Origin of the sequence: Paenarthrobacter sp. NPDC091711 (genome assembly GCF_044756605.1) — a bacterium.
Taxonomy (GTDB): Bacteria; Actinomycetota; Actinomycetes; order Actinomycetales; family Micrococcaceae; genus Arthrobacter.
Genome location: NZ_JBIVTF010000011.1, coordinates 140,594 through 146,860, shown reverse-complemented (window position 1 = coordinate 146,860; position 6,267 = coordinate 140,594). Strand labels below are relative to the sequence as shown.

The following is a 6,267-nucleotide window of genomic DNA, read 5'->3' as shown; positions in this document are numbered from 1 at the left end:
ACGAACTCAACGACAGACCCCGCCAACGATTCGACTTCTGCACCCCCAATGAGATGATCAGAACCTTCCTGTTGCGATAACCGCTAGAAACCGCCTGCTCAGAACGGCCTGATCTGCTACTCAGTTGGGTACGCGGGTTAGCCCTTCACCACGTCAAGCTCGACGACGGCCCAGGACAATGCGGGCAGCGTCAGGCGCAGTTCGGAGCCAGTGGCCTTCACACCTTCCAGAGCAGTCAGGCCAACGCGGCCCGGCTGTTCCTGGGTGTTGATGGTCAAACGGTCGCCACCCTCGGGGATCTCCAGGACTTCGGCGCGGAGCACTTGGCGGGCGTCGAAACCACGCAAGGCAACCTCGACGTCGGCGGCTTCTTCCAGCCCGCGGTTGGCGAAGAACAGTGCCACCCGGCCTGTTTCTTCATTCCAGGTTGCGCTGACGTCCACCAAGTCGGTGTCTCCAAAGCGGCTATTCGAGTACTTGTCTGAGTCCACCGAGAGCCGCAGGATCTGGCCCTTGGCGAGTTCGGCCATGCGCGCGAACGGGTGGAAAATGGTCTGCTTCCACGCCGGGCCGTTCTCCTCCGACAAGATGGGCGCAATGACGTTGACCAGCTGCGCCTGGTTGGCGATTTTCACTCGGTCACCGTGGCGGAGCAGCGAGTTGAGCAGCGTCCCCACCACCACGGCATCGGTGACGTTGTACTTGTCCTCGATCACGCGGGGGTGCTCGCGCCATCCGGCCTTGGCCACGTTGTGCGGCTGGTCCTCGGTGTCCAGGCCGCGCTGGTACCAAACGTTCCACTCGTCGAAGGACAGGTTGATGTGCTTCTTGTGCTTGCCCTTGGCCCGGACGGCATCCGCGGTGGCGATCACTGACTCGATGAAGTAGTCGGTGTCGACGGCGGACGCCAGGAAGCTGCCGACGTCGCCGTCGTGCTCCTGGTAGTAGGCGTGGAGGGATACGTAGTCCACTTCGTCGTAGGTGTGGGTGAGGACGGTCTGCTCCCACGCGCCGAACGTCGGCATCGAGGAGCTGGAACTGCCGCAGGCCACCAATTCCAGCGTGGGGTCAACGAACCGCATGGCCTTGGCGGCTTCCTGTGCCAGGCGTCCGTATTCGTCGGCGGTTTTGTGGCCGATCTGCCACGGCCCGTCCAGCTCGTTGCCCAGGCACCAAAGCTTGATGTTGAACGGGTCCTTGTGGCCGTTCTTGGCGCGGAGGTCTGAAAGGTAGGTTCCGCCGGGGTGGTTGGCGTACTCCACGATCTCGCGGGCAGCGTCCACTCCCCTGGTGCCCAGGTTGATGGCCTCCATGATTTCCGTGCCGGCCTGCTTGGACCAGTCCACAAACTCGTGCAGGCCAAAGGCATTGGTCTCCACGGTGTGCCAGGCCCCGTCCAAGCGGCGCGGCCGGTCTTCCACGGGGCCAATCCCGTCTTCCCAGTTGTAGCCGGAGACGAAGTTGCCGCCGGGGTACCGGATCACGGTGGCGCCGAGTTCTTTGACGAGCTTCATGACGTCCCGCCGGAAACCGTTCTCGTCGGCCTCCGGGTGCCCGGGTTCGTAGATGCCGGTGTAAACACAGCGGCCCATATGCTCCACGAAGGAGCCGAAGAGTCGTCGGGGTACCTCGCCAATGGTGAAGTCGCGGTCGAGGGTGATGCGTGCGCGGGACATGTATCTCCTTGGTTGTGTATCGAAACTGTTGTTGAAATTTGGTGCCGGTCAGGTTCCGGCGAGTCCCGTCGTCGCCACGCCTTTGATGATCTGGCGCTGGAAGAACAGGAAGACGACAATCAGCGGCAGTGCCGCAAGCAGGGCGGACGCCATGTTCTGCGCGTACTGGATGCCGTAGGCGCTCTTGATGGTCTGCAATCCGACCGGGAGTGTCAGCAGGTTGCCATCGTTGGTGGCGATGAACGGCCAGAGGAAGTTGTTCCACGCACCGATGAACACGAAGATCGCGACGGCGGCCAGGATGGGCCGGGACAACGGCAGGATGATTTGGGTGAAGATCCGCAAGCGGCTGGCACCGTCCATCACGGCGGCTTCCTCGAGTTCACGCGGGATCTGGTCGAAGAACTTCTTCAGCACGAACACCATGGCCGGGTGGATGACCTGCGGCAGGATGATGGCCCACGAGGTATCGATCAGGTTCAGCGCCAGCATTTGGTAGAACAGCGGAATGATCAGCACGGGCGGCGGGATGATGATGGACGCGATGATCACCGTCATCAGCACCTTCTTGCCCTTGAAGTCGATCCTGGAGAGCGCGTACGCAACCAGTGCCGAAATCACCAGCGTGATGGCCGTGATGGCTGCCGAGGTGTAGAGCGAGTTCCACGTCCAGAGCGGGATGTTGCCGTCCTGGAACACTTTGACGAACGCTTCCGGTGTGAAGCCCGACGGCGGCAGCCAGGTGACGTCCGGAGCCGCGGCATCCGTCTCGGTCTTGAAGGCGGTGGCCGTGGCCCAGGCGAACGGGATCAGCCAGAGCACAGCGATGAAGGCAGCGACGACGATGGCTGCGATCCTGCCGACCGTCAGCTTCTTGCGCGGTTGGCGGATCTTGAGGCTATCTGCTGTGGTGGCATGTGGTGCGGGACGGGTCAAGGTAGGGATTGCCATGGTTATGCACTCCTGCGGCGGGTGATGACGAACTGCATGACCGAGATGACCACGATCAGTCCGAAGAAGATGTAGGAGATGGCTGCCGAGTAACCCAGCCGGTAACCGGTGAACCCGGTTTCAAAGATGTACTGGACCACGGGCCGGGTGGATCCACCGGGGCCACCTGCGGTCATCTGGTACACCTGATCGAAGATCTTCAAGGACGCCAGGATCTGCAGCAGCACGATCATGACGGTGGTGGGGGTGAGCTGCGGCAGGGTGATGGAGAAGAACTGCCGCCAGGCGCCAGCGCCATCGAGAGATGCCGCCTCATAGTGCTGGGCCGGAATGTTCTGCATCGCGGCCAGGTAGAGCAGGAAGTTGAAGCCCACGGTCCACCAGAGCGTGGCGATGACGATCGCCCACATGGCCACGTTGGGATCATTGAGCCAGGCGACCCTGGGGAGGCCGATTCCTGTCAGGAACTCATTGATCAGGCCAAGCTGAGGGTTGTACATCCAGGTGAAGAACAAGGAAACCACCGTGGAGGCCAGCAAGTACGGCGCAAAGTAGGACAGGCGCCACAGCCACTGGGCCGGCAGCCCGATATTGAGCAGCGCGGCCATGACCAACGCGACGAGGACCAGCGGGACCGTGCTGATCACCGTGAAGTAGAGGGTGTTGCCCAGGGAACGCCACATATCGGCGTCGGCCAGGGCTTCGGCATAGTTCGCGAAGCCGATCAGGCTGTCGTTTGCGCCGGTGAGGGACTTGCCCGTGAGGCTCATGTAGAACCCATAAACAATGGGCCACACCAGGAAAACAAGGAAGAAGACAAGGAACGGGGCGGCGAATCCCCAGCCGCTCAGGTTACTGCGGGTGCGGCTGGTGCTTTTGCGGAGAGTCTCCGGCCTGGGCCGGGACAGCGTAGAGGTACTCATTCAAGAACTCCTTTGGTCGCTCGGTACAAGGGCCGGTTAGACCGGGTTGGGACGGGAGAGGAGGGTGTTGGTGCGTTGTTCGAAGGCATCCCATCCTGCAGCTGCCTTGTCCCGTCCCAAGAGGACGTTCTGGACGTTCTCCGCGAAGTAGGTTTGCCAGTCCGAGCCCGAACCGCTGAACCAGGATTCGGGATCGTAGGCGATGATGTCCGCCGCGTTGGCGTAATGAATCTGGGGCGTGAGGTCGCGGTAGGCCTGTGACTGGACCACGGGCTGGTATCCGGGGATGTGTCCTGCCTCAGCCCAGGACAACGATCCTTTGAGGACATCGGTGACGAACTTGTAGACGTCCCTGCGTTTGTCCTCGTTCAGCGTCAGTTGGCGCGGGAGGACAAAGGAGTGAGAGTCCGCATAGGAGGCGGGTGTCCCGTAGAGCGTGGGAATGGTGGCCGCATCAACGGGGATTCCGGCCTTCTTCATGGTGGGCAGTTCCCACACGCCGCTGAACAGCATGCCCGATCCGCCGCGGGCAAACTCCGCGATGCCCGTACTGATATCCCCGGCCTGGGCGGCGATGGTGTCATCAAAGAGTGAGGCCATGAACTCCAGCGACTCAATGGCTGCTTCCCGGTCCACCTTCATGGGCTGTCCCGGCGTCAGTTCCATGTCAACACCGTGCTGCTTGTACAGGGTGTAGAACAGGCGCCACATTTGTGAACCGCTGCCGAGGTACCCGAAGGAGAGTCCGTGGGCCTTGGTGACCTTCTGCATTTCCAAGGCCATGGCTTTGAACTCTTCCGGCGAGCTGACGTCCTGGAGCTGACCGTTGGCAGCCAATACGCCCGCTTTTCCTGCGATGTCCGTGTTGTAGAACATAACGAACGGGTGCGAGTCCAGTGCGATGGAGAAAACCTTGCCGTTGTGCTGGCTCTTCTCCCAGATCCTGGGGGCAAAGTCCGCAGCGGTGACTCCGTTTTCCGCCAGCAAATCAAGGTCCCACGGCTCGATGAGCCCTCCCGGCGCGTACCCGGGGACCCGGCTGGCGTGCATGATGGCCACCTCGGGCGGGCGTCCTCCCGCCGATGCCATGGCCAGCTTGGTGTAGTACGGCGGGCCCCAGGCGAGCACCGTGGGGTGCACCTTGAATCCGGGGTTGGCCTGGTTGGCTGCGTTGATCATGGCCTGCATCTTGATGCCATCGCCGCCGGACAGGAGGTGCCAAAAATCAATATCCTGCACGGAGGCTGCCTGCGCGGCGCCTCCGCAGCCGGTGAGGCCTGCGGCCAGGAGTCCTCCTCCAAGGAGGGCTGATCCTGTCATTAACTGTCTCCGGGACAACTGTTTCCCGGTCAAAGATTCAAACTGCTTCACCCGTCACTCCTTTGGATGGGTCCGCTGAAAGGTCACTGCTGTGTTGCTCAAAATCCGGCTCCGGCGCGTCCCCGCTCTCGGGTAAAGGTTGGCCCGGGGGTGACGCAGGTCTCACATTACATCGATGTAATAGGCAGGGCAAGAGAAAATTGTTAGCGCACACAATTTAGTGGACGGCTCTCGTTTCAGGCCTTGCTGCTGTCCCGCTCCACAATGGAATAGGCGACTTCAACCAGTCGTTGCTCATGCGAGCGATCGGACATACGTTCCGTCAGGAGTCGAAGGGCTTCGGTGGCAATAGCCCGTTTGTCGAAGGACACCGTGGTGAGGGAAGGCACCGCATAGCGTCCGTCAATGACGTCGTCGAAGCCCGCCACAGCGATGTCGTCCGGAACCCGCACACCCCTTTTCCACAGCGTGTTCAAGGCGCCAAGGGCCATGGAGTCGGTAAAACAAAACAGTGCCTCGGGCAAAGGGTTGGCGTCCAAATACTCCCCCAGTGACGCCGCCGCCGAAGCGGGCGTCCAACTGTCGCAGGAAATCAGCAACGACTCGTCCTTGGCGATTCCAAGCTCCTGGAGGGCAGCCTCATAGCCGCCTGTCCGCTGGATGGCCGTGGCAGATTGCCTTCCCCGGTTGACGCCCAAAACGGCGATTCGTCGGCGTCCGGGCCTGGCCAAAGCAAGCGTCATGTCCCGCGCCGCGGCGAAGCTGTCCACGAAGACGCGGTCCGCCAGTTGCTGTGTGACTTCGCCCAGGAGAACCACCGGGGGCAGCGCGACACCCACCTGAACGGCACTCTCCTTGAGCACCACGGGGTTGAGAATCAGTCCGTCGATCAAGTTGGCCCGCGCGCGCGTCATCAACTCGTGCTCACGGTGCGGGTCAGAGCCGGTTTCTTCAATCTGCACACTGAAACCCTGCGCGTGGGCTACCTCCACAATGCTCTGGGCAAGCTCTGCAGAGAAAGGAGTAGCCAGGTCAGGCAGTGCCAATCCAATAACCCCTGATCGCCCGTTCCGTAGACCGCGCGCCGAGAGGTTAGGGACGTAGTCCAGTTCCGCCATGGCCTGCTCAACCCTGAGCCGCGTAGGCGCAGCTACCGGCACAACGCCGTTCATCACATTGGAAACCGTTTTGGGCGAGACCCCGGCACGGCGCGCTACGTCTTTGACCGTTGCGCGCAAGACGCCCCCTAGCTGCAGTGTTGACCGGCCCTGCGGATGACCGGTTTTCCTTGATGCTACGCGAGTTTTAGTCCACATCACGCCCTCACAGACCCCACTTAAGGGCGTCAGCTGTACAGAAACTCGCGATACTTGGTGACAGATCGCGGTAAAGTGTCT

General features: G+C 61.6%; 5 protein-coding genes. All 5 read right to left on the bottom strand.

The features are described from left to right. Positions 1-137 precede the first annotated feature (137 nt). Positions 138-1,676, bottom strand: a complete 1,539-nt coding sequence (locus ACIQH5_RS16530) for an alpha-N-arabinofuranosidase (RefSeq protein ID WP_400405335.1) — start codon at positions 1,674-1,676, stop codon at positions 138-140. Between the two features lie 48 nt (positions 1,677-1,724). Continuing rightward, positions 1,725-2,627 (bottom strand): carbohydrate ABC transporter permease, encoded by a 903-nt coding sequence (locus ACIQH5_RS16525; protein ID WP_400405332.1) that lies wholly within the window; start codon positions 2,625-2,627, stop codon positions 1,725-1,727. A gap of 2 nt (positions 2,628-2,629) precedes the next feature. Continuing rightward, a complete protein-coding gene (locus ACIQH5_RS16520) occupies positions 2,630-3,550 on the bottom strand; it encodes a carbohydrate ABC transporter permease (RefSeq protein ID WP_400405330.1) in 921 nt (306 codons plus the stop codon). 36 nt (positions 3,551-3,586) lie between these two features. Then, positions 3,587-4,921 carry an extracellular solute-binding protein gene (locus tag ACIQH5_RS16515; protein WP_400405327.1) on the bottom strand — a complete coding sequence of 445 codons (1,335 nt, stop codon included), beginning with the start codon at positions 4,919-4,921 and terminating at the stop codon, positions 3,587-3,589. Between the two features lie 185 nt (positions 4,922-5,106). Continuing rightward, positions 5,107-6,108 (bottom strand): LacI family DNA-binding transcriptional regulator, encoded by a 1,002-nt coding sequence (locus ACIQH5_RS16510; RefSeq protein WP_400405324.1) that lies wholly within the window; start codon positions 6,106-6,108, stop codon positions 5,107-5,109. Between the last annotated feature and the right edge of the window lie 159 nt (positions 6,109-6,267).